This is a genomic window from Thauera sp. 2A1, assembly GCF_009469595.2.
GTDB lineage: Bacteria > Pseudomonadota > Gammaproteobacteria > Burkholderiales > Rhodocyclaceae > Thauera.
In genome coordinates this window covers 147,112-169,238 of sequence record NZ_SSXV01000006.1, presented here as the reverse complement: position 1 = coordinate 169,238, position 22,127 = coordinate 147,112, and the positions used below count along the sequence as shown (strand labels likewise).

General features: G+C 68.3%; 24 protein-coding genes. 21 read left to right on the top strand and 3 right to left on the bottom strand.

Translation table 11 applies throughout. From position 1 onward, the window contains the following. The first annotated feature begins 178 nt into the window (after positions 1-178). The 15 genes from GH664_RS08055 to ilvA all read left to right on the top strand — a co-directional run bounded on the left by GH664_RS08055 (position 179) and on the right by ilvA (position 13,637). Positions 179-1,639, top strand: a complete 1,461-nt coding sequence (locus GH664_RS08055; RefSeq protein ID WP_153167532.1) for a sodium:solute symporter family protein — start codon at positions 179-181, stop codon at positions 1,637-1,639. Between the two features lie 97 nt (positions 1,640-1,736). Beyond that, positions 1,737-2,741, top strand: coding sequence for a peptidase U32 family protein (locus GH664_RS08050; protein WP_153167531.1), 1,005 nt, complete (start codon positions 1,737-1,739; stop codon positions 2,739-2,741). Between the two features lie 46 nt (positions 2,742-2,787). Next, entirely contained in the window at positions 2,788-3,699 is a 912-nt protein-coding gene (locus tag GH664_RS08045; RefSeq protein WP_153167530.1) for a U32 family peptidase, read from the top strand. Positions 3,700-3,716: 17 nt separating this feature from the next. Next, positions 3,717-4,256 carry an SCP2 domain-containing protein gene (locus GH664_RS08040; RefSeq protein ID WP_153167529.1) on the top strand — a complete coding sequence of 180 codons (540 nt, stop codon included), beginning with the start codon at positions 3,717-3,719 and terminating at the stop codon, positions 4,254-4,256. Positions 4,257-4,374: 118 nt separating this feature from the next. Then, positions 4,375-5,334 (top strand): thiamine-phosphate kinase, encoded by a 960-nt coding sequence (gene thiL / locus GH664_RS08035; protein ID WP_153167528.1) that lies wholly within the window; start codon positions 4,375-4,377, stop codon positions 5,332-5,334. Between the two features lie 38 nt (positions 5,335-5,372). Then, positions 5,373-5,852: a phosphatidylglycerophosphatase A gene (locus tag GH664_RS08030; protein WP_194270354.1), complete on the top strand. Its 480-nt coding sequence runs from the start codon at positions 5,373-5,375 to the stop codon at positions 5,850-5,852. A 2-nt stretch (positions 5,853-5,854) separates the two neighbouring features. Then, positions 5,855-6,340 carry a CinA family protein gene (locus GH664_RS08025; RefSeq protein WP_153167599.1) on the top strand — a complete coding sequence of 162 codons (486 nt, stop codon included), beginning with the start codon at positions 5,855-5,857 and terminating at the stop codon, positions 6,338-6,340. A gap of 133 nt (positions 6,341-6,473) precedes the next feature. Continuing rightward, on the top strand, positions 6,474-7,514 hold the full coding sequence (gene recA, locus GH664_RS08020) for a recombinase RecA (protein ID WP_153167527.1): 1,041 nt from the start codon (positions 6,474-6,476) through the stop codon (positions 7,512-7,514). 23 nt (positions 7,515-7,537) lie between these two features. Then, positions 7,538-7,987: a recombination regulator RecX gene (gene recX / locus GH664_RS08015; protein WP_153167526.1), complete on the top strand. Its 450-nt coding sequence runs from the start codon at positions 7,538-7,540 to the stop codon at positions 7,985-7,987. Beyond that, positions 7,974-8,696: an LPS export ABC transporter ATP-binding protein gene (lptB, locus tag GH664_RS08010; RefSeq protein WP_153167525.1), complete on the top strand. Its 723-nt coding sequence runs from the start codon at positions 7,974-7,976 to the stop codon at positions 8,694-8,696. Before recX ends, lptB begins: the two co-directional genes overlap by 14 nt. A 13-nt stretch (positions 8,697-8,709) precedes the next feature. After that, on the top strand, positions 8,710-10,167 hold the full coding sequence (locus tag GH664_RS08005; RefSeq protein ID WP_153167524.1) for an RNA polymerase factor sigma-54: 1,458 nt from the start codon (positions 8,710-8,712) through the stop codon (positions 10,165-10,167). Positions 10,168-10,184: 17 nt separating this feature from the next. Next, the gene (gene raiA, locus GH664_RS08000) at positions 10,185-10,508 is read left to right on the top strand and encodes a ribosome-associated translation inhibitor RaiA (RefSeq protein ID WP_153167523.1); all 324 of its coding nucleotides are present in this window, start codon (positions 10,185-10,187) and stop codon (positions 10,506-10,508) included. A 129-nt stretch (positions 10,509-10,637) separates the two neighbouring features. Continuing rightward, positions 10,638-11,123 (top strand): PTS IIA-like nitrogen regulatory protein PtsN, encoded by a 486-nt coding sequence (gene ptsN / locus GH664_RS07995; protein ID WP_153167522.1) that lies wholly within the window; start codon positions 10,638-10,640, stop codon positions 11,121-11,123. Next, entirely contained in the window at positions 11,092-12,051 is a 960-nt protein-coding gene (gene hprK / locus GH664_RS07990) for an HPr(Ser) kinase/phosphatase (RefSeq protein WP_153167521.1), read from the top strand. The genes ptsN and hprK overlap by 32 nt, the downstream gene beginning before the upstream one ends. A gap of 68 nt (positions 12,052-12,119) precedes the next feature. Next, positions 12,120-13,637, top strand: coding sequence for a threonine ammonia-lyase, biosynthetic (gene ilvA / locus GH664_RS07985; protein ID WP_153167520.1), 1,518 nt, complete (start codon positions 12,120-12,122; stop codon positions 13,635-13,637). Here the strand turns inward: ilvA and GH664_RS07980 are convergent. Continuing rightward, a complete protein-coding gene (locus GH664_RS07980; RefSeq protein ID WP_228111430.1) occupies positions 13,616-14,260 on the bottom strand; it encodes a 5-formyltetrahydrofolate cyclo-ligase in 645 nt (214 codons plus the stop codon). The two genes, ilvA and GH664_RS07980, sit on opposite strands and share 22 nt — an antisense overlap. 45 nt (positions 14,261-14,305) lie before the next feature. On the opposite strand from GH664_RS07980, the gene GH664_RS07975 reads away from it, so the two are divergent. From GH664_RS07975 to GH664_RS07960, 4 genes are read left to right on the top strand one after another with little or no spacing between them, the layout of a single operon-like run. Beyond that, the gene (locus GH664_RS07975; RefSeq protein ID WP_153167519.1) at positions 14,306-16,261 is read left to right on the top strand and encodes a lytic transglycosylase domain-containing protein; all 1,956 of its coding nucleotides are present in this window, start codon (positions 14,306-14,308) and stop codon (positions 16,259-16,261) included. Beyond that, positions 16,258-17,214, top strand: a complete 957-nt coding sequence (locus GH664_RS07970) for a complex I NDUFA9 subunit family protein (RefSeq protein ID WP_153167518.1) — start codon at positions 16,258-16,260, stop codon at positions 17,212-17,214. Before GH664_RS07975 ends, GH664_RS07970 begins: the two co-directional genes overlap by 4 nt. A 39-nt stretch (positions 17,215-17,253) precedes the next feature. Further along, positions 17,254-17,898, top strand: coding sequence for a glutathione S-transferase family protein (locus tag GH664_RS07965; protein WP_153167517.1), 645 nt, complete (start codon positions 17,254-17,256; stop codon positions 17,896-17,898). Next, on the top strand, positions 17,898-19,160 hold the full coding sequence (locus GH664_RS07960; protein ID WP_153167516.1) for a multifunctional CCA addition/repair protein: 1,263 nt from the start codon (positions 17,898-17,900) through the stop codon (positions 19,158-19,160). Before GH664_RS07965 ends, GH664_RS07960 begins: the two co-directional genes overlap by 1 nt. 8 nt (positions 19,161-19,168) lie before the next feature. On the opposite strand, the gene GH664_RS07955 is transcribed toward GH664_RS07960, so the two are convergent. Beyond that, positions 19,169-19,366 carry a DUF2905 domain-containing protein gene (locus GH664_RS07955; protein WP_153167515.1) on the bottom strand — a complete coding sequence of 66 codons (198 nt, stop codon included), beginning with the start codon at positions 19,364-19,366 and terminating at the stop codon, positions 19,169-19,171. Positions 19,367-19,509: 143 nt separating this feature from the next. Between GH664_RS07955 and GH664_RS07950 the strand changes: the two genes are divergently transcribed. Together GH664_RS07950 and GH664_RS07945 are read left to right on the top strand one after the other, a co-directional pair. Continuing rightward, positions 19,510-20,313 carry an alpha/beta hydrolase gene (locus GH664_RS07950; protein ID WP_153167514.1) on the top strand — a complete coding sequence of 268 codons (804 nt, stop codon included), beginning with the start codon at positions 19,510-19,512 and terminating at the stop codon, positions 20,311-20,313. Positions 20,314-20,545: 232 nt separating this feature from the next. Further along, on the top strand, positions 20,546-20,743 hold the full coding sequence (locus GH664_RS07945; RefSeq protein ID WP_153167513.1) for a hypothetical protein: 198 nt from the start codon (positions 20,546-20,548) through the stop codon (positions 20,741-20,743). A gap of 7 nt (positions 20,744-20,750) precedes the next feature. Here the strand turns inward: GH664_RS07945 and GH664_RS07940 are convergent, their stop codons facing one another. Beyond that, complete coding sequence (locus GH664_RS07940; protein WP_153167596.1) at positions 20,751-21,926, bottom strand: class I SAM-dependent methyltransferase; 1,176 nt, start codon at positions 21,924-21,926, stop codon at positions 20,751-20,753. Between the last annotated feature and the right edge of the window lie 201 nt (positions 21,927-22,127).

The window sequence follows — 22,127 nt, the reverse complement described above, 5'->3', positions numbered from 1 at the left end:
CGAGAATAATTTCCCCTTCCCCTGAACACCTTAGGCGGCGTTGCGCACCTTTCGCAGCGCTGCGCGATGGGGCAATATTCGCGCCCTGCGGCTGTGCAGCAAAACAGCCGCCAACCCGGTGGGCGGCAAGCGAGGCCGCCCGTATTGCCCCTGCGTCTGCCCGAGGACTGCCCGCGCCATGCTGATCGGCTTCGTCATCGCCTATCTCCTCGTTTCCATCGGCGTCGGCCTGTACGCGGCCACGCGGGTGAAGAACTCCACCGACTACGTCGCCGCCGGCCGCCACCTGCCGCTGTACATCGTCACCGCGACGGTGTTCGCGACCTGGTTCGGCTCGGAGACCGTGCTCGGCATCTCGGCCACCTTCATCGACAAGGGGCTGCGCGGGCTGTGGTCCGACCCCTTCGGCGCCTCACTGTGCCTGATCCTCGTCGGCCTGTTCTTCGCCCGTCCGCTGTACCGCATGAACCTGCTGACCCTGGGCGACTACTACCGCATCCGCTATGGCCGCACGGTGGAAGTGCTGTGCTCGATCGCCATCGTGATCTCCTACCTCGGCTGGGTGTCGGCGCAGATCACCGCGCTCGGGCTGGTGTTCAACATCCTGTCGGACGGCGCCATCTCGAACAACGCCGGCATGCTGATCGGCGCCGGCATCGTGCTGGTGTATACGCTGTTTGGCGGCATGTGGTCGGTGGCGCTGACCGACTTCATGCAGATGACGATCATCATCATCGGCCTCATCTACATCGCCTGGCTGGTCGGCGACATGGCCGGCGGCGTGGGCACGGTGGTGAACCATGCGAACGCTGCCGGCAAGCTCAACTTCCTGCCGGCGCTGGACGCGAAGGACATCGTCGCCTTCCTGGCCGGCATCCTGACCATGGGCTTCGGCTCCATCCCGCAGCAGGACGTGTTCCAGCGCGTGAACTCGGCGCGCAACGAGCGCACCGCGGTCACCGGCACGCTGCTGGGCGGGTCGGGCTATTTCCTGTTCGCGTTCGTGCCGCTGTTCATCGCCTATTCGGCCACGCTGATCGACCCGGAGCTCGTCGCGAAGTACCAGCAGAGCGACAGTCAGCAGATCCTGCCGCAGCTGATCCTGCAGCACACGCCGATGTTCGCGCAGGTGATGTTCTTCGGCGCGCTGCTGTCAGCGATCATGAGCACCGCCTCGGGCACGCTGCTGGCGCCGTCGGTGACCTTCTCCGAGAACATCCTGCGCAGCACCTTCCGCCGCATGAGCGACCACCAGTTCCTGTGGCTGACGCGCTTCGTGGTGGTCGGCTTCTCGCTGCTGGTGACCTGGTACGCCACGCACACCGACGAAAGCATCCACGGCATGGTGGAGAACGCCTACAAGGTGACGCTCGCCACCGCCTTCGTACCGCTCGCCTTCGGCCTCTACTGGAAGCGCGCCACCACCCAGGGCGCGCTGGCATCCATCTTCGTCGGCCTGGTGGTATGGGTGGTGCTCGAGATCCTCACGCCCGAGGCGGACGTGCCGCCGCACTTTGCCGGCATGCTGGCGGGGGTCGCGGCGATGGTGCTGGGCTCGCTGCTGCCGCAGAAGCTCGCCCGCCCGAGCCACGGCCACACCGCCCACCTGCAGATCCAGCCGGAGCACCCGGGGCGCTGAGGAGCGTCGCGGCAGGCGGACCGCTTTGACACCCGTCAAAGCTCCCGCCAGACCGCTCGACTATCCTTCCCGTTTGCTCAGCACGCGGCGGGAAGCCATGCACCGGATCGAACTCGTCTGCCCCGCGGGTAGCCTGCCCGCCCTCAAGACCGCCGTGGACCACGGCGCCGACTGCGTCTATCTCGGCTTCAAGGACGCGACCAACGCGCGCAATTTCAGCGGCCTCAACTTCGACCCTGCGCAGGTACGCGAAGGCATCGCCTACGCCCATGCGCGCGGACGCAAGGTGCTGCTGGCGCTCAACACCTATCCGCAGGCCTCGAACTGGCCGTCATGGACGGCGGCCATCGACCGCGCCGCAGAATACGGCGTCGATGCGGTGATCCTCGCCGACCCCGGGCTGATGGCCTACGCGGCGCAGAACCATCCGCAACTGCGCCTGCATCTGTCGGTGCAGGGCTCGGCCACCAGCTACGAGGCGATCAACTTCTACCGCGAGCGCTTCGGCATCCAGCGCGCGGTGCTGCCGCGGGTGCTGTCGATGGCGCAGGTCGAGCAGGTCATCGCCAACACGCCGGTGGAGATCGAAGTGTTCGGCTTCGGCGGCCTGTGCGTGATGGTCGAAGGCCGCTGCGCGCTGTCCGCCTACGCCACCGGCGAATCGCCCAACTGCAACGGCGCCTGCTCGCCGGGCAAGCATGTGCGCTGGGAAGACACGCCGCGCGGCATGGAGACGCGGCTCAACGGCATCCTGATCGATCGCTTCGCCGACGGCGAGCGCGCCGGCTACCCGACGCTGTGCAAGGGCCGCTTCGACGTCAACGACGAGACCTACTACGCGCTGGAAGAGCCGACCAGCCTCAACACGCTGGAGCTGCTGCCCGAGCTCGCGCGCATCGGCATCCGCGCGATCAAGATCGAAGGCCGCCAGCGCAGCCCGGCCTATGTCGCCCAGGTCACCAGGGTGTGGCGCGCTGCGCTCGACAGGCTGCAGGCCGCGCCCGACGCCTTCCAGGTGACGCCGGCCTGGATGGCCGAGCTGAACAAGGTCTCGGAAGGCCAGAGCCACACGCTGGGCGCCTACTACCGGCCATGGAAGTGACCCCGTCGCCGGCCGCGCTCCGTCAATTTCTCGTGAGAACCTCTGCATGAAACTCGCCCTCGGCCCCCTGCTCTACTACTGGCCGCGCCAGAGCGTGCTCGACTTCTACGCCGACATCGCCGACAGCCCCATCGACAGCGTGTATCTGGGCGAAACCGTGTGTTCCCGCCGCCATGAGCTGCGGCTGGAAGACTGGCTCGAGGTCGGCAAGGTGCTCGCCGCCGCCGGCAAGGAAGTGGTGATGAGCAGCCAGGGCCTGGTGGAATCGGAATCCGATCTCAAGACCCTGCGCCGCATCGTGCGCCAGTGCGCCGACGGCGAGCCCGGGTTCCGCGTCGAGGCCAACGACATGGGCGCGGTGCGCCTGCTCGGCGAGGCCGGCGTGCGCGACTGGGTGGCGGGGCCGACGCTGAACATCTTCAACCCGACGACGCTGCAGATGATGATCGACGCCGGCGCGACGCGCTGGGCGGTGGCGCCGGAGATCTCCGGCGCGGCGCTGGCGGAGGTGCGCGCCGCGCTCGCCGCGCCGATCGAGACCGAAGTGTTCGCCTACGGCCGGCTGCCGCTGGCGCACTCGGCGCGCTGCTTCACCGCGCGCCACTTCAACCTGCAGAAGGACACCTGCGAGTTCCGCTGCCTCGCGATCAACGACGGCATCACGCTGCGCACGCGCGAGGGCGAGCCCTTCCTGACGCTGAACGGCGTGCAGACCCAGTCGGCGCGGGTGCACAACCTGCTGGGCGACCTCGCCGGCGTGCAGGGCAAGGCCGAGCTGCTGCGCATCAGCCCGCAAGGCTCGCACACGCGCGCCATCGTCGAACTGTTCCGCGCCGTGCTCGCCGGTGCTCGCACCCCGACCGCAGCGCTGGACGACTGTCGCCCGCTGATGGTGGAAGCGCCGTGCAACGGCTTCTGGCACGGCCGCGCCGGCGTGGAGCAATACGTCGCCGCTTGATGGAACGGAGAACGAACATGCCTGCCCTGCCCGCCTTGCCCCGCTTGCCTGCGCTGTCCGAGCTGCTGCCCGGCAACCTGCGCCAGCGCGTTGCCGAACGCCTGCAGAACGCCCGCATTCCGGCGTTCACCGTGCCGCGCCCGGTCGCCCGCCTGGTCGCGCGCCTGCCGCAGCAGCCGCCGACCCATGCGCTGACGCTGGCGCTCAACCTTGCGCTCGACCGCATCCTGCCGCGCGACACGCTGTCACCGCTCACCGGCCGCCATCTGCAGATGCGCGTGCTGGACGCCGGCCTGACGCTGGACTTCACCCTCGCCGACAATGGCTTCCGCCGCGCCAAGGCGGCCGCCGGCGTGCGCCCGGACCTGATCATCTCGGCCACCACGCGCGACTACCTGGCGCTGGCACTGCGCGAGGAAGATCCCGACACCCTGTTCTTCAGCCGCCGCCTGCGCATGGAAGGCGACACCGACCTGGGGCTGCTGGTGAAGAACACGCTGGATGCGGTCGACTGGGATGCGCTGAAGGCGAAGCTCACCGGCCGGCGCGGGGGCTGAATCGAACGCTGGACCCCGTCCCGGGGAGCGGGCCTGACCGCGATCGCGGGCGTGAATCAGGACTCTGCGGTAAGCTTTTGGCCCCACATCCTCGTGGCTGCCTGCCGCACCGCCTGCCATGCCTTCGGAATTCGACCTGATCCGGCGCCACTTCGACCGCGCGGCGACGCACTGCGACCTCGCGGTCGGCGACGATGCCGCGCTGATGCGGCCCAGCCCGGGCATGCAACTGGCGGTGTCCACCGACATGCTGGTCGCCGGTACGCACTTCTTCGCCGACGCCGATCCTGCCCTGCTGGGATGGAAGACGCTCGCTGTCAATGTGTCGGACATCGCGGCGATGGGTGCCTTGCCGCGCTGGGCCCTGCTGGCGATCGCGCTGCCGGCGGCCGACGAGGCCTGGATCGCCGCCTTTGCCGGCGGCCTGTTCGATTGCGCACGCGCTTACGCGGTGGATCTGGTCGGTGGCGACACCACCCGCGGACCGCTCAACATGACGGTGACCATCATCGGCGAAGTGCCGGCCGGGCAAGCGATCACCCGCGATGGTGGCCGGGCAGGCGACGACCTTTGGGTGTCGGGCCAGCCCGGGCAGGCCGCGCTGGGGCTGGCCGCGCTGCAGGGCGAAGCGAGCCTGAACGACGAAGGCCGCCGCCGTTGCCTCGACGCCCTGCACCGGCCACAGCCCCGCGTCGCGCTCGGCCTCGCGCTGCGCGGCGTCGCGAGCGCGATGCTGGACGTTTCCGACGGGCTGCTCGGTGACCTCGGCCACATCCTCGAGCGCTCGCACGTCGGCGCCATCGTCGACATCGCCGCGCTGCCCCTCGCCCCCTTGCTCGCCACCGGCGCCGCAGCCACCACGGCGCGGCGCTGCCTGCTGTCGGGCGGCGACGACTACGAACTGCTGTTCTCTGCGCCACCTGCACGACGTGAAGTGATCCAGGAGATGGCACGCCGACTCGCCCTGCCGCTGCACCGCATCGGCAGCCTCACCGGCGACACGGGCGTCCTGCTGCTGCGCGAGTCGGATGGCACCCTTCACCCGGGCGCCGCCGCCGGCTACGATCACTTCGGCTGAGCGCCGCGCCCACCCCAACGTCCGCCCCGAACCTGCCCATGCGCCCCACTGCCCGCTTCATGCTGAGCCACCCGGCTCATTTCATCTCGCTCGGCTTCGGCTCGGGCCTGTCGTCGTGGGCACCCGGCACGATGGGCACGTTGCTGGCGTGGCTGCTGTATCCGCTGATCCGCACGCCGCTGTCGGAGTTCGTCTTCCTCGCGCTGCTCGCCAGCCTGTTCGCTGCAGGCATCCTCGCCGCCGAGCGCACCGGCCGCGCGCTGGGCGTGCCGGACCACGGCGGCATCGTGTGGGACGAGATGGTCGCGACCTGGCTGGTGCTGGTGTTCGCCCCCAAGACGCTGCTGTGGCAGGGCATCGCGGTGGCGCTGTTCCGCTTCTTCGACATCGTCAAGCCGCCGCCGGTGCGCTGGGCCGACCGCAGCTTCAAGGGCGGCTTCGGCGTGATGTTCGACGACCTCGTCGCCGCCGGCTACACGCTGCTCGCGCTCGCCGTCCTCGTGTCGATCTTCCGCTGATGATGACGTCCACACTCGACGCCCTGTCGGTCGCGCTGGGCGAGGCGCTGGCCGCGCGCGGCTGGATGCTCGCCACCGCAGAGTCCTGCACCGGCGGCTGGATCGCCGAGGCGGTGACGGCGACGGCGGGCAGCTCCGGCTGGTTCGACCGCGGCTTCGTCACCTACTCGAACGAGGCCAAGATCGAGATGCTGGGCGTGTCTCCCGCAACGCTCGCGCAACATGGCGCGGTCAGCGAGCCAACGGTGTGCGAGATGGCCTCCGGCGCCCTCGAGCGCAGCCGCGCCGACGTATCGGTGGCGGTATCGGGCGTCGCCGGTCCGGCCGGCGGCAGCGCGCAGAAGCCCGTGGGCATGGTGTGCCTCGCCTGGGCGCGGCGCGACCTGCCGCCGCGGGCGGTGACGATGCAGTTTGCCGGCGACCGCGAGGCCGTGCGCCGCCAGACGGTGGAGCATGCGCTGCGCGAGCTGATCGGGCTTGCGCGCTGATGGCCGCATCGCCGCTCGTCGCGCGGGATTGCTGTAAGAATTAACAGGTCTTACACTGCGCGCATCAGGGATCGGTGACAGCATCCCTGCAATCTCTGTGCCATAATCCGGACATCACTCAGGAACGACTCTCATGGACGACAACAAGGCCAAGGCCCTCGCCGCCGCGCTCTCGCAGATCGAAAAGCAGTTCGGCAAGGGCTCGATCATGCGCATGGGCGACGGCAACGTCGAACGCGACATCCAGACGGTTTCCACCGGCTCGCTGGGCCTGGACATCGCGCTCGGCCTCGGCGGCCTGCCGCGCGGCCGCGTGATCGAGATCTATGGCCCGGAATCGTCCGGCAAGACCACGCTGACGCTGCAGGTCATCGCCGAGATGCAGAAGTTGGGCGGCACCGCGGCCTTCATCGACGCCGAGCACGCGCTCGACGTCGGCTATGCCGAAAAGCTCGGCGTGAACATCGAGGACCTGCTCATCTCGCAGCCCGACACCGGCGAACAGGCACTCGAGATCGCCGACATGCTGGTGCGCTCGGGCGGCGTCGACATCGTCGTCATCGACTCGGTGGCGGCGCTCACGCCCAAGGCCGAAATCGAAGGCGAGATGGGCGACCAGTTGCCCGGCCTGCAGGCCCGCCTGATGTCGCAGGCGCTGCGCAAGCTCACTGCCAACATCAAGCGCACCAACACGCTGGTGATCTTCATCAACCAGATCCGCATGAAGATCGGCGTGATGTTCGGCAGCCCGGAAACCACCACCGGCGGCAACGCGCTCAAGTTCTACGCGTCGGTGCGCATGGACATCCGCCGCACCGGCACGATCAAGAAGGGCGACGAGGTCATCGGCTCGGAGACCCGCGTCAAGGTCGTCAAGAACAAGGTGTCGCCGCCGTTCAAGGAAGCGCACTTCGACATCCTGTACGGCGAGGGCATCTCGCGCGAAGGCGAGATCATCGACCTCGGCGTCGAGCACAAGATCGTCGACAAATCCGGCGCCTGGTATGCCTACAACGGCGACAAGATCGGCCAGGGCAAGGACAACTCGCGCGAGTTCCTGCGCGCCAACCCGGTGCTGGCGCGCGAGATCGAGAACAAGGTGCGCGTCGCGGTCGGCCTGCCCGAAATGCCGCCGCTCGCCACCCAGGCGCCAGCGGCTTCAGCCGCCGCCTGAAGCCTGCATCTGCCGAGGCCGGCATGGGCGACACCAGCCTGCGCGAACGCGCGTTGCGCTACCTGGCGCAACGTGATCACTCGCGCGCCGAGCTGGCGCGCAAGCTGGCGGGCCACGGCAGCGACGCGGAGATCGCGGACATCATCGACCGCATGGGCGAACTGGGGCTGCAGTCCGACAGGCGTTTTGCCGAAGCCTGGGTGCGCAGCAAGGCCGGTCGCTTCGGCGCCGCGCGCATGCGCAGCGAACTGGCGCGACGTGGTGTGGAACGCGAACTGGTCGACGAAGCGCTCTGCGGCGAGTGCGTAGAATCTGAACTCGAACGTGCGCGCATGGTGTGGCGCGCCAAGTTCGGTGCGTCGCCGGCAGACCCTCGCGAGTGGGCCCGTCAGGCCCGTTTCCTGCAAACCCGCGGCTTTGCGACCGACGTGATCCGCAAGCTGCTGAAAGAGCAACCCGATGAGTCTGCTTAAGGTCACCGGCCTGCAAAAGCGCTACAAGGCGCGCACCGTGGTGCACGACGTCGGCTTCCAGGTGGACGCCGGCGAAGTCGTCGGCCTGCTCGGCCCCAACGGCGCCGGCAAGACCACCTGCTTCTACATGATCGTTGGCCTGGTGCGCGCCGACGGCGGCGAGATCCTGCTCGACGACAGCGTCCTGACCCATCGCCCGATCCACGCCCGCGCGCGCCTGGGCCTGTCCTACCTGCCGCAGGAAATGAGCGTGTTCCGCAAGCTCACCGTGGCCGAGAACATCCGCGCCGTGCTGGAACTGCAGGGCCTGTCGCGCGACAAGATCGAGGAGCGGCTCGACGAACTGCTCGAGGAACTCGGCATCGCCCACCTGCGCGACAACACCGCGGTCTCGCTGTCGGGCGGCGAACGGCGACGCTGCGAGATCGCGCGCGCGCTGGCGACCAGCCCGCGGCTGATCCTGCTCGACGAGCCTTTCGCCGGCGTGGACCCGATCGCGGTGCTCGACATCCAGAAGATCATCCGCTTCCTCAAGGAGCGCGGCATCGGCGTGCTGATCACCGACCACAACGTGCGCGAGACGCTGGGCATCTGCGATCGCGCCTACATCATCAGCGAGGGCCGCGTGCTGGCCAGCGGCCGGCCGGCCGAGATCATCGAGAACGAACAGGTTCGCCAGGTCTATCTGGGCGAGCATTTCCGCCTCTGACTGCTGCTCGTCCATGAAACCCAGCCTCCAGCTCAAGCTCTCCCAGCACCTGACGCTCACGCCTCAGTTGCAGCAGTCGATCAAGCTGCTGCAGTTGTCGACGCTGGAGCTGAACCAGGAGATCGAGCGCTTTCTACTCGAGAATCCCATGCTCGAGCGCGAGGACGGCGACGGCAGCGACTTTGCGCCCGCGGCCCTCCCGGCCGGCAGCACCGCCGCCACCAGCGAGCGCAGCAGCGAGACAACCGACAGCCCTGAAAGTGGCGACAGCCGCACCGAGGGCGACGCCGCCCCCGGCCTCGACGAGGGCATGGACTGGTCGAGCGTGGGCAGCGGCAGCTCGTCGAGCCGCGACGATGACGACGATGTCGACTACCAGGAATTCCAGGCCGCGGGCATCTCGCTGCGCGATCACCTGGACCTGCAGGTCGCGCTGTCGCCGCTGAGCGATCGCGATCGTGCGCTGGTGCGCTTCGTCATCGAGGCGCTCGACGACGACGGCTACCTGCACCAGACGCTCGAGGAGCTCCTCGAACTGCTGCCGCCCGAACTCGAAGTGGACGTGGACGAACTCGCCATTGCCCTGCGCCACGTACAGAACCTCGAGCCCGCCGGCATCGGCGCGCGCACGCCGCAGGAATGCCTGTCGCTGCAGTTGCGCGCGCTGCCGCCCTCGCCCGATCGCAGGCTCGCGCTGGAGATCGTCGACAAGCACCTCGAGCTGCTCGCCGAACGCAACTTCGCCAAGCTCAAGCGCCTGACCGGCTGCGATGACGATGCGCTGCGCGCTGCGCAGACCCTGATCAGCCGGCTCGACCCCCATCCCGGTTCGCAGCATTCGACCGAGGAGACGCGCTATGTGCTGCCCGACGTGGTGGTGCGCAAGGTACGCAACCGGTGGACGGTGTCGCTCAACCCGGAGGCCATGCCGCGCCTGCGCATCAACCAGCTCTACGCCAGCATCCTGCAGCAACACCGCGGCCAGGGCGGAGGCCTCACCGGCCAGTTGCAGGAGGCGCGCTGGCTCATCAAGAACGTGCAGCAGCGCTTCGACACCATCCTGCGGGTGTCACAGGCCATCGTTGACCAGCAGCGACAGTTCTTCGATCATGGGGACGTGGCAATGCGGCCACTCACCCTCCGGGAGATCGCAGACCAGCTCGAGCTGCACGAATCCACCGTTTCGCGCGTGACCACGCAGAAGTACATGGCGACACCGCGCGGTGTGTTCGAACTCAAGTATTTCTTCGGCAGTCACGTCTCCACCGACACCGGCGGAGCGGCATCCTCGACGGCGATTCGCGCGCTGATTCGCCAGTTGGTCGATGCCGAAGACCGGAAGAAACCCATGTCTGACGCGAAGATTGCCGAACTATTGGGCCAGCAGGGTATCGTGGTCGCAAGGCGGACCATCGCCAAGTATCGCGAATCCCTCAATATCCCGCCGGTCAGTCTGCGCAAAACGCTTTGACAACAAGAGGAGTTGCCATGAATCTCAACATCACCGGACGTCACATCGAAGTCACCCCGGCCATTCGCGACTACGTGTCCTCCAAGCTGGACCGCGTTGTCCGTCACTTCGACAACGTCACCAGCGTGAGCGTGATCCTGTCGATCGAGAAACTGAAGCAGAAGGCTGAAGTCACCGTGCATGTGCGCGGCAAGGACATCTTCGTCGAGAGCGAGGACAACGACCTTTACGCAGCGATCGACGCCATGGCCGACAAGCTCGACCGCCAGGTCCAGAAATACAAGCAGAAGCAGAACGACCACCATCACGACTCGTTGAAGCATCAGAGCCCCGAGGCCTGAGGCCCGGCGCTTCCGTCCTCCTTCCGGGGTGAGCGTATAATCGGCGCGTCTTTCGCACGCGCCCTCGCCCCGAACCGCTACCTCCCCTGCGCGGCCCCCGTTCATGCAAAACGGTGCGCGCCTCCCGACATGAGCCTCATTTCCCGACTACTGCCACTTTCCAACGTGGTCGCCGATCTCGACGCGAGCAGCAAGAAGCGCGTTTTCGAGCAGGCGGGACTTCTGTTCGAGAACAACCAGGGTATTGCCCGCAGCACGGTATTCGACAGCCTGTTCGCGCGCGAGCGGCTCGGTTCCACCGGACTGGGCCAGGGCGTTGCGATCCCGCACGGCCGCATCAAGGGCCTGAAGGAAGCCGCTGGCGCCTTCCTCAGACTTTCCTCGCCGGTCCAGTTCGACGCGCCGGACGGGAAGCCGGTCAGGCTCATCTTCGTGCTGCTGGTGCCGGAGCAGGCTAACGAGACGCACCTGCAATTGTTGTCCGAACTTGCGCAGATGTTCAGCGACCGCAGCTTCCGGGAGAGCCTGACGGACGCGCCGGACGCAACCGCACTCCACGAGCTGTTCGCCAACTGGGGCTCCGATGCGCCGGATCAGCGTAGCGCAACTGTTTGACGCCCAGCGCGACAGACTTCAGCTCAAGCATGTCAGTGGGAGGCTCGACGCGCAGCTTGCCGTCAGCGACGAGTCGATCTGGGGAGCCGACCTCGTCGGCCACCTGAACCTGATCCATCCCACCCGCCTGCAGATCCTCGGCACCGCGGAGCTCGCCTGGGCACGCCGCCAGCCGGACGACAAGGTCACCCATCACCTCACCGAGATCCTGTCGGCGCGACCGCCGGCGATCATCGTCGCCGACGGCTGCGAACCGCCACCCTCGGTGCTCGCCGCCTGCCAGTCGCGCGACGTGGCCCTGCTCACGACACCGCAGGCGTCGGCCAGCGTCATCGACCATCTGCGCCTCTTCCTGTCGCGCAAGCTCGCCGAACGCATCTCGCTGCACGGCGTGTTCATGGACGTGCTCGGCGTCGGCGTGCTCATCACCGGCGATTCCGGGGCCGGCAAATCCGAGCTCGCGCTCGAGCTGATCTCGCGTGGTCACGGCCTCGTGGCCGACGACGTGGTGGAGTTCGCCCGCATCGGACCGAACGTACTGGAAGGCCGCTGCCCAGAGATGCTGCAGGATTTCATCGAGGTCCGCGGCCTCGGCATCCTCAACATCCGCACCGTGTTCGGCGAGACGGCCTGCCGGCGCAAGATGCGCTTGCGCCTCGTCGCCCACCTCGAGCGGCGCCAGCCGGGCACCAACGACCCGCTGCGCTTGCCGATGCAGCAAGAACGCCAGAGCATCCTCGGGGTGCCGGTGCAGCGCGTCGTGCTGCCGGTGGCCGCGGGACGCAACCTCGCGGTGCTGCTCGAGACCGCGGTGCGCGCCGCCATCCTTCAGTTGCGTGGCATCGACTCGACCCAGGATTTCATCGAGCGCCAGACGCGCGCGCTCGAACACGGTGCCGATCGCGGCGACGGCGACGTCGGCGACTGATCGCGGCCTTGCCGCAGTGCGGGATCGGCTGATACCCTCGGAATCTTTACCGCAGAGCAGCAGCCGCCATGACCGCCACACCGGACTACCTGGAACGCATCCTCAACGCCCAGGTGTATGACGTGGCCGAGGAAACCCCCCTCGACCTCGCAGCGAACCTTTCCGCCCGCATCCACAACCGCCTCTACCTGAAGCGGGAAGACATGCAGCCGGTGTTCAGCTTCAAGATCCGCGGCGCGTACAACAAGATGGTGAAAATGTCGCCGCAGGCCCTCAAGCGCGGCGTGATCTGCGCCTCGGCCGGCAACCACGCGCAGGGCGTGGCGCTGTCGGCGCAGAAGCTCGGGGTGCGCGCGGTGATCGTGATGCCGAGCACCACACCGCAGATCAAGATCGACGCAGTGGCGGCGCGCGGTGGCGAGGTGGTGCTGGCGGGCGAGTCCTACTCCGATGCCTATGCCCATGCGCTGGAACTCGAGAAGGCCGAGAAGCTGACCTTCGTTCATCCCTTCGACGATGCTGACGTCATCGCCGGCCAGGGCACCATCGGCATGGAGATCCTGCGCGACCATCCGCAGCCCATCCACGCAGTGTTCTGCTGCGTCGGCGGCGGCGGGCTGATCGCCGGCGTCGCGGCCTACATCAAGCGCCTGCGCCCGGAGACGAAGATCATCGGCGTCGAGGCCGTCGATGCCGACGCCATGACGCGCTCGCTGGCAGCCGGCAAGCGCATCACGCTGGACCAGGTCGGCATCTTCGCCGACGGCGCCGCGGTGAAGGAAGTCGGCGCCGAGACCTTCCGCCTGTGCCAGCAGTATGTGGACGAGATGATCGTGGTCGACAACGACGCAATCTGCGCAGCGATCAAGGATGTGTTCGAAGACACGCGCTCCATCGTCGAGCCGGCCGGTGCGCTCGCCGTGGCCGGCGCCAAGGAATACGCCAAGCGCCACAAGCTGCGCGACAAGCACCTGGTGGCCATCGCCTCCGGCGCCAACATGAACTTCGACCGCCTGCGCTTCGTCGCCGAGCGCGCCGAATTGGGCGAACAGCGCGAAGCCGTGCTGGCGGTCACCATCCCGGAAAGACCCGGCTCGTTCCGCAAGTTCATCGGCGTGCTCGGCAACCGCAACATCACCGAGTTCAACTACCGCTACGCGGACCCGCAGCAGGCGCACATCTTCGTCGGCGTCACGGTGCACAACCGCAACGAAGCCACCAAGCTGGTCGACATGCTCGGACGCCACGAGCTGCCGGCCATCGACCTCACCGATGACGAGGTTGCCAAATCCCATGTGCGCTACATGGTCGGTGGCCACGCGCCGCAGGTCGAACACGAACAGGTCTACCGCTTCGTGTTCCCGGAGCGTCCGGGCGCGCTGATGCACTTCCTGACGCGGCTGCGCTCCGACTGGAACATCTCGATGTTCCACTACCGCAACCATGGCTCGGATTTCGGCCGCGTGCTCGTCGGCATGCAGGTGCCGCCCGAGGACAAGGCCGCCTTCGACGATTTCCTGAAACGGCTCGGCTACGACTACGTCGCGGAAACCGACAACCCGGCCTACCGGCTGTTCCTCGGCTGATCCGCCGGCGTGTGGCGCGGCTGCGGCCGTGCCACGCCCGCCTCGGTGACGATCCAGTCCATGGCGATGTCGTGTGGCTGCGGGAGGACCGACGCCACGCGCCCCAGCTCGAAGCCCACCCCGACGGCGAGCGGCTGCATGCGCGCCAGCGTGCGATCGAAGTAACCACCGCCGTAACCGAGGCGAAACCCCTCCGCATCGAAGGCGTTGAGGGGCACCAGCACCACGTCGGGCACGACGAATTCGCCCGCGACCGGATGCGGGATGCCGTGGCGATCGGGCTTCATCGCGCAGTCCGGCGTCCACGGGCGGAACGCCATGGCCTGCCCCTTGTCGATCACCACCGGCAAGGCAGCGATGCGCGCACCGCCTTGTGCCAGCCAGCGGGTGACGCAAGCGCGCAGGTCTGGCTCGGCGCGATAGGGCCAGCAGAAGCCCAGCACTGCCGGCGTCAGCCGGACGAGCAGGCCGTCGAGGTGGCCGACGAGGCGCTCGTTGAGGTCCGCGCGCGCTTCGCCGCTCAGCGCCTGGCGCGCCTTCAGGGCCTGGTCGCGCATCGCGCGGCGCGCTGCGTCGACGTTGGCGCAGGCATCGGCATCGGACGTCGGGTAGGGAAATGACATGGCTGCTGTGGTATGTTTTGTTGCTGTTCGCGAGGATGTTAAGGCATGAAGAAGAGGCTGTGGGCAGCGGTCGTGGCGGCGGGGCTGCTGCTGTCGGGCGGCGCCATCGGACAGGTCGGCGATGCACGCATCTTGGCCGCGCGCGACGCGCTGCGCAGCGGCGACCGCAACACCCTGGAGCGGCTTGCCGCCACGCAGGACGGCCACGTGCTCGACCCCTACGTGCGTTACTGGCTGCTGACGAACAAACTGGCGCGCCCGGAATCGCCTCCCGCCGCCGAGCTCGCCGAGTTCCTCGTCACCGAGGCGGGTAGCCAGCTCGCCGAGCGCCTGCGCGGCGACTGGCTGCGCCGGCTGGCCAAGGACGGCGACTGGACCGGCTTCATGCAAGTCTATCCCGACCTGCAGGTGCCGGACACCGAGTTGCGCTGCCACGCCCGCACCGCCCGGTTGATGAGCGGCGATCGCAGCGTGCTGAGCGAAGTCGCGGCGCAATGGACGGAGCTGATCGACAGCCCGGCCGCCTGCGAGCCGACCTTGCGCGCCGCGGTGGAACTCGGGATGGTGGGTGAGGACGACGTCTGGTGGCGCGTCCGCCGGCAGGTCGAGGGACGCACGCCAGCGACGGCCCGCACCACGCTGACCTGGCTGCCGTCGGGCATGCCGGCCATGGGTGAATTCGATCAGGCGGTGCGCTCACCCGCGCCGTACCTCGACCGTCTGCCGGCCAACTTCGCGGTGACACGGGCGGGGCGCGAAGTCGCCCTCGCAGCGCTGGCACGCATGGCACGCGACGATGCGCGCGGCGCCTATGTGCGTTTGCTGCGCATCCAGGATCGCCTCGAGGCTGGCGACCGCGCCTACGCCTTCGCCGTACTCGGCTGGCAGGCCGCGCTGGACCTGCTGCCGGAAGCGAACGAATGGTTCCGCGCCGCAGGCAACGTGCCGATGAGCGCGCAACAACGCGCCTGGCGAGTGCGCAGCGCACTGCGCGCGCTCGACTGGCCCACGGTGCGCACCGCCATCGAGGCGATGCCCGCAGCCGAGCGTGATCTCCCGGAATGGACCTACTGGCTGGGACGCGCGCTGGCCGCCACGCGCAAGCGCACGGAAGCCGAAGCCCAGTATGCGCGCATCGCTAGCGAGCCGAGCTTCTACGGCATCCTCGCCGCGGAGGAACTCGGCCGCGCGTTCGCCCCCCCGCCAGCCGGCGATGCCGCCAGTGCAGAACACGTGCGCCAGGCAGAAAGCGATCCGGGGCTCGCACGCGCGCTGGCGCTGTTCCGCCTCGACATGCGCACCGAAGGCGTGCGCGAGTGGAACTGGGCGCTGCGCGGCCGCGACGACGGCTTCGCCGCGGCCGCGGCGCGCATCGCGCTGAAATACGACATCTACGATCGCGCCATCAACACCGCCGAGCGTTCCAGCCCCAATGCCAATTTCGAGCTGCGTTACCTCACGCCCTACCGCGGCATCATCGAGCCGCAGGTACGCAACCAGGGCCTGGACATGAGCTGGGTGTATGGCCTGATGCGACAGGAGAGCCGCTTCGTGATCCCCGCGCGCTCCAGCGTCGGCGCGCAGGGCCTGATGCAGGTGATGCCGGCCACCGGCAAGTGGGTCGCGAACAAGATCGGCCTGCGCGACTACCACGCGGGGCGGCTGGGCGATCCCGAGACCAACGTGCTGTTGGGCACCAGCTACATGCGCCTGATTCTCGAAGGCCTGGACAACCACCCGGTGCTCGCCAGCGCCGGCTACAACGCCGGCCCCGGCCGCGCGCGCCGCTGGCGCGACGACAAGCCGCTGGAAGGCGCCATCTACGCCGAGACGATCCCCTTCGACGAAACCCGCGACTACGTGCGCAAGGTCATGACCAACACCGTCATCTACGCCGCCATGCTGGAGAAGCGGCCGCAATCGCTGAAGGCCCGCCTCGGCACCATCGCGCCGCGCACCCTCGAGGGCGTGGCTACATCCAACGACAGGGACCTGCAATGAAACCCAAGCGTGTCGTACTCATCGGTGGCTCCGGCTTCGTCGGCAGCGCCATCGCCAACCGGTTGTGCGAAGAAGGGGTCAATGTCCTCGTTCCCACGCGGCGGCGCAGCCGCGCCGGCCACCTGCTGCTGCTACCGAACGCCGAGGTGGTCGAGGCCGACGTGCATGATCCCGCCGCGCTCGAGCGCCTGTTCACCGGCGCCGACGCGGTGGTGAGCCTGGTAGGCATCCTGCATTCGCGTTCAGGCGCCCCCTACGGCCCGGATTTCGCGCGCGCGCACGTCGAGCTGCCGAAGAAGATCGTCGCCGCCTGCCGTGCCGCCGGCGTCAGCCGGCTGGTGCATATCAGCGCACTGGGCGCCGACGTCAACGGGCCGTCGGAATACCAGCGCTCGAAGGCGGCCGGTGAAGCGGCGATCCGCTCGACCGGCGCCGATCTGGCGTGGACCATCCTGCGTCCGTCGGTGATCTTCGGCCGCGGCGACAGCTTCCTCAATCTCTTCGCCGATCTCGCGCGCAGCGTCCCGGTGCTGCCGCTGGCGGGCGCCAACGCTCGCTTCCAGCCGGTCTATGTGGAGGACGTCGCCGAGGTGGTGTGGCGCAGCCTGCAGGACCCCGGCGCCGCGGGGCAGATCTTCGAGCTCGCCGGGCCCACCGTCTACACCCTGCGCCAGTTGGTGGAGTACGTCTCGGCGCAGGTCGGCTGCCCGCGGCCGGTCATCCCCTTGCCCGAATCGCTGGCGATGGTTCAAGCCACGCTGATGGAGTTCGCGCCGCAACCACTGATGAGCCGCGACAACGTGCGCTCGATGCGCGCCGACAACATCGCCAGCGGCGTGCCACTGCCCTTCGGCCTGCACCCGACGCCGCTGGAAGCTGTGGTGCCCACCTGGCTGGGGACGAAATCCAGCCGCGCACGCTACTATCCCTTCCGGCGGCATGCGCGCCGCTGAGCGCATGCCGCTACCGCCCCAATTGACACGGAGCCCGCGATGAAGCTGATCATCGGCAACAAGAACTACTCTTCATGGTCGCTGCGCGCGTGGATCGCCGCCCGCGCCGGCGGCTTCACCTTCGAAGAGATCCGTATCCCCCTGTTCATCCCCGGCAGCCGCGAGCGCATCCTGTCGCACTCGCCCTCGGGCAAGGTGCCCTGCCTCATCGACCATGGACTGGCGGTGTGGGACTCGCTGGCGATCGGCGAATACCTCGCCGAGAAGGCGCCACAACTGTTGCCCGCCGATGTCGCGGCGCGGGCGACGGCGCGTGCGGTGACGGCCGAGATGCACTCCGGCTTCCAGAACCTGCGCAGCCGCATGACGATGAACATCCGCAAGGATTACACCGGCCACGGCCACACGCCCGAAGTGGATGCCGACATCGCGCGCGTGGTGGCGATCTGGAACGACTGCCGCAAGCGCTTCGGCGGCACCGGACCTCATCTCTTCGGCAGCTTCACGCTGGCGGACGCGGCCTTCGCGCCGGTGTGCTTCCGCTTCAAGACCTACGGCGTGAAGCCCGACGGCGCGGCGGGCGAATACCTGGCGACGATGCTCGCGAATCCGTGGATGAAGGAATGGGAAGCGGCCGCGCTGGCGGAAACCGAGTCCATACCGGCCGAGGATCTCTACGGCTGATGCGGGCCTACATCGTCGGCGGCGCCGTCCGCGACGCGCTGCTCGGACTGCCGGTCAAGGACCGCGACTGGGTCGTGGTCGGCAGCTCGCCCGAGGACATGCTGGCGCAGGGGTTTCGCCCGGTGGGCAAGGATTTTCCGGTATTCCTGCATCCGGCCACCGGCGAGGAATACGCGCTGGCGCGCACCGAGCGCAAGAGCGGCAACGGCTACACCGGCTTCGTCTGCTACGCGGCGCCGGAGGTCACGCTGGAGGAAGATCTTGCGCGCCGCGACCTGACGATCAACGCCATCGCACGCGATGAGGACGGCACGCTGATCGACCCGTACGGTGGCGTCGCCGACCTGCAGGCGCGGGTATTCCGCCACGTGTCGCCGGCCTTTGCCGAGGATCCGCTGCGCATCCTGCGCGTGGCACGCTTCGCCGCCCGTTTCACCGACTTCCATATCGCGCCCGAGACGCTGGCGCTGATGCGCCACATGGTGGCGCTGGGCGAAGTCGATCACCTCGTCGCCGAACGCGTGTGGCAGGAGTTCGCGCGCGGGCTGATGGAGTCGCACCCGTCGCGCATGATCCGGGCGCTGCGCGAATGCGGCGCGCTCGCCCACATCCTGCCAGAACTGGAGCGGCTCTTCGGCGTGCCGCAACCGGCGCGGCATCACCCCGAGATCGACACCGGCGAGCACGTGCTGATGGTCATCGACCAGGCCGCGTCCATGAGCCTGCCGCTGGCTGCGCGCTGGGCCTGTCTGCTGCACGACCTGGGCAAGGCCGACACGCCGGCCGACATCCTGCCTCACCACTACGGCCACGAGGCGAAGAGCGCCGAACACGCGCGCGAGGTGTCCGAGCGCTTGCGCGCCCCCACCGATTGCCGCGACCTCGCAGTGATGCTCGCGCGCGAGCACGGCATCCTGGGACAGGCCGACATCCTGCGCCCCGAGACGATGGTGAAGGTGCTCGAACGCTGCGACGCGCTGCGCCGGCCAGAACGCTTCCTGCTGATGCTGGAGGCGGCCACCGCCGACCATCTCGGCCGCGGCGGCCAGGACGGCAGCCGGCGCGACTGGCATCCGTCGCTGCGCTGGCGCGCCGCGGTGGGGGCGATACGCGCCGTGGATGCGGGCGCGATCGCACGCGCCTGCGCCGACAAATCGCAGATTCCCGCGGCGGTCCATGCGGCGCGGGTCGCTGCAGTGCGCGCACTCGCGCGCCCACAGCAGGAAGCGGCTGATGCGCCAGGCCGTGATGGAATCGGCTGACGCGCGCCTCAGATCGACCGCAAAATGATCCAGGCGATCAGGGACAGCAACACCGTGGTGGCGAAGGGGAAATGATATGCTCGCCCCCGGTAGCGAAAGGCGAAGTCGCCCGGCAGCCGGCCCAATCCCAGGCGCTGCGACACACCGGGCCGCATGAGGCCGGCCAGCAGCACCATCAGGACGATGACGAGCAGCCACTTGAGCATGGTCCAACCCTTCGCAAAGCGCCGATTAGAGACGCAAAGCGGGGCAACGGCAAGCCCGGTCCTCAATCCCAAGGAAGACGCATCAAGATGATCACCCTACAGAACTGGGGCAGCCCGCACGCATGCGGGCAGGAGAGCCATCGATGAACCGCAGCCGCTTCGGCGAACTCGAGGTGCTGTGCCACGCACCGGCATGCCGCACGCACGACCATCCCATCCTGTTCATCCACGGGGCCTACGTGTCGGCCTGGTGCTGGGCGGAGCATTTCCTGCCCTGGTTCGCGGCGCGCGGCTGGGAGGCCTACGCGCTGTCGCTGTCGGGGCACGGTGGAAGCAGGCGGCGCGACCATCTCGATTCCTACTCGCTGGACGATTACGTGCGCGACGTCGCCGAAGTGGCCGCGCGCCTCTCGGCTCCGCCGATCCTCGTCGGCCATTCGATGGGCGGCATCGTGGTGCAGAAATACCTGGAACAGCACGACGCGCCGGCCACCGTGCTGATGTCGTCGGTGCCGCCGCAGGGGCTGATGGGCTCGGCGGTGGGCCTGATGTTCAAGAAGCCGGGGCTGCTGGTGGACCTCAACAACATCATGAACGGCACCGACGTGGACATCCGCAGCCTGCAGGACGCGCTGTTCCATCAGCCCGTCGATCCCGTCGCGCTGCGCCGCTACTATCGCCTGTGCCAGCCCGAATCGCACCGCGCGCTGTGGGACATGACGCTGTTCAACCTGCCGCAGCCTGCGCGCATGCACCGCCCGCCGATGCTGATCCTGGGTGCGCAACATGACCACCTCATCCCGCCCGACCAGGTTCACATGACCGCGGCCACCTACGGCCGGCAGGCGGAAATCCTCGACGACATGGGCCATGGCATGATGCTGGAGCAGAGCTGGGAGACAGCGGCCGCACGCATCGCGAGCTGGCTCGACGAGCGCGACCTCTGAGGGACGCGATCGTGCCCGCACGGTCGGGGAAAACCCGAATTCGTGCGTTTTCCCCTGGCCAGTGGCGACCGCGTTCTCCATTATGAAAAAAGGGCGCACCAGGATGGTGCCGGCAATGCCGGCGAACGCTTGAGCCTGCGCCCCGATCCACCACTGCAGGCGTATTGCAGCGGCGCGATCGAAGGGCGCCGGTCATGCCGGCGATGGTCGCGAAGTCCCCAGGGTGATCGCCATGAACATGAGCCCCGACACTGAAATCGCCAGCCACGACGACGAGCGCTATGACGATGAGGTGCTCAACGCCGGCTGGCTGCCACCCGGCCTGATCCCGCATCTCGAGGAACTCGTCGCGCCAGCGCATCCACCACGCAAGCCGCCGCCGGAAGACGTCGACGCCTTCCTGCAGGCGATCTACCGCAACCAGGAGTGAGCGCGCGCTACAGCGCGTGCAGCCGGTCGCCGCGCAGAAAACCGAGCAGCGGGCCGGACAGGCCGCGGCTCACCGCGAGCACCTTGAACAGCTCGCCCATCTCCTGCGGCGTGGTCAGCCGCTGCACCGCGCGCGCAGCGCGGATGTAGTCGGCACTTTCGCGCGCGCCCCGCCGTTCCAGGCATTCGAGCACCCCGCAATTGAACAGGAACTGTGCCTGGCTGGTGTAGCCCTGCACGTCCAGGCCGGCCTCGAAGGCCGCTTCGGCCACCGCGGTGAAATCGACGAAGGCGGTGATGTCGTTGAGCCCCGGCCAAAGGAAGGGGTCGCCGTGCGCGTGGTGGCGGTAGTAGCACAGCAGCGTGCCGCTCGAGCGCGACGGCAGGTAGTACTCGGCGCGCGGATAGCCATAGTCGATCAGCAGCAGCGCGCCCTGTCGCAGCCGTTCTGCCCAGGCCGCCACCCAGGCGCGCCCGGCGAGGTTGATCTCGGTGACGTATTCGCCCTGCTGCGCCTGCGGCAAGTCGAGTGCGCGCGCCGCGTCGGCCACCGCGCCAGAAGCCGGCGTGTCGGCCCAGCGCAGGGCCTTGTGGCCGGCTGCATCGGCGGCGAACACCACGCCGCGCTCGAACAGCCCCTCGGACCGCGACACCACCAGATGCACCGGCATCACGTCCAGCACCTCGTTGGCCACCACCACGCCTGAGAAGGTGTCGGGCAAGGCGTCCAGCCAGCGCACACGCGAGGCGAGCTGCGGCACCTTCTGCGCCAGGGTGTCGAACTGGCGCTCGCGCAATTCCCCCGACAGCTCGAGAATGTCGTAGCGTTCCGGCAGCGCGCCGCGCCGCTCCAGCTCCTGCAGCAAATCGGCGGCGAGCAACCCGGTGCCGGCGCCCACCTCGATGATCTGCGGCGCGCTCGCGCGCATGACCTGCTCGACCTGGTTCGCCAGCGCCTGCCCGAACAGCGGCGTGAGCTCCGGCGCGGTGATGAAATCCCCCCCCGGACCGAACTTGCGCGCCCCGCCGCTGTAATAGCCGAGGCCGGGCGCATACAGCGCAAGCTCCATGTAGCGCGAGAACGGAATCCAGCCCCCAGCCCTGTCGATCTCCGCCGTGACGTGTTCGAGCAGGCGGGCGCTCTGTTCGAGCGCATCGGGAGAGGGCGTGGGCAGCGAGGACATGGGTGCAAGGCGGCGGATTGGGCGAGGCGGCATTGTACCGGCGCCGGGCATGCGCACGCGCGAATGCGATGGCCGGGGATCCGTCGGCCGCGGCGATCGCGGGCGCGACGGAACCCGCACCTATAATCCGGCTCTGATGCCCAGCGTCGCGGACTTCGCATGCCGTGGCGCGCGCTGCAACCCTGAACTCCACCGAATGCC